The 1,300-nt window shown below is 56.4% G+C and carries 1 protein-coding gene; it reads right to left on the bottom strand.

Features of this window, described 5'->3' with window-relative positions:
• On the bottom strand, nt 1-1,300 hold a 1,300-nt coding region (locus tag MLC59_RS19720), incomplete at both ends, for an AAA family ATPase (protein WP_248237301.1).

Raw genomic sequence — 1,300 nt, 5'->3', positions numbered from 1 at the left:
GAGGATAATACGCCAAGAGACCCATTCTGAATGCCTATGTTGTAGTTGTTCCTGGTGAAGAGGATCGGGTCGCCCACTCTGATATCGAGGAAGAATTCATCGCCATGCAATCTAAACTGCAAGCGCTCCCCATCGGGATTGATCAGCTTTTGGCACTCACGGTTCACCTCGCCAACTAGAGCCTTGGTGGCTCCAATGATCTGGGTGTTATAGGGTGACTCCGCATACAAGGATTTGCACTTATCGACCACCTTCTGCGGAGGCGTCTCGTGGAACGTGATTGCGCCAACCGATAACGAAGGAGGCATCTCGCCCCGGTTGATAGTGGTCGAGTATTCCGGGATACCCGTTGAGCCTTCTTGGCGTTTGACGATGTTCAGCTCAACCGTAGCGATTGCGCCGGATTCAACGATGTCTGAGAGAACTTTGCCACAGCCGATGGCTGGTAGCTGGTTCGGGTCGCCGGTCAGGATGATGCGTACCGAGGGATCGAGGTGCGTAACGATCCGATACATGGTCGGCAGGTCGATCATACTGGCTTCGTCGATGACCAGGAGATGCTGCGCCTGATCCAGTGACGGCGAGATCGGCTCTTCCCTCAGCAGGCGAGCAATCGTCATGGTGAAGAATCCGATGCTCTCGTGCAGTCGCATGGCTGCTCGCCCCGACAGAGCGACGGCATGAACCTTATAGCCTAGTGCGGCATAGGCTTTGAGCACGGTTCGAAGCACCGTGGTTTTACCCGTGCCGGCACCACCCGTAATGCAGGACACCGCATTGGTAAGGCTCGACTCGACCGCTTGGAGCTGCTGCTCGGTCAGGTCGTAGGGCAACTCCTGAACGGCCTCGGTGAGCGCCGTGAAGACGGGTTCATCTTCATCCTTGGTGGCGGCCAAGACCTTGAGCCGCTTCGCAACGACCGACTCCATTATGATTTGGGCGGTAGGATGGTAGGTGCCGGTCTCTGGCCGGAGAATGAACTGGCCGTTGCGATAACCGCTGGCGAACGCCTCTGCGACCAGGGCTTTATTGCCCAGAAGCTTGATCACCTCGGGCCTGAGCGCCTGATGGGAGGCGTAGGTGTGCCCCTTTTCTACCTCTTTTCGTATCGCGCTTTCTAAAGCAGCTGCGAGCCGCACGGGTGCCGATTTCTCCATGCCCATCTGTTCGGCAATGGCATCGATATCGGGAAAAGACATCCCGAATCCGAGCAATGCGTAAGGATTGCTCTTGAGTATCTCAACGGTGCGATCATCGTGGTATTTCAGGATGCGTTGCTGAATGCTCAGCGGCACTCCCA

Origin of the sequence: Marinobacter bryozoorum (assembly GCF_023156245.1) — a bacterium.
Classification (GTDB): Bacteria; Pseudomonadota; Gammaproteobacteria; order Pseudomonadales; family Oleiphilaceae; genus Marinobacter; species Marinobacter bryozoorum.
Note: the sequence above shows the minus strand (reverse complement) of the source record. Positions and strands in the feature narration are given on the sequence as shown.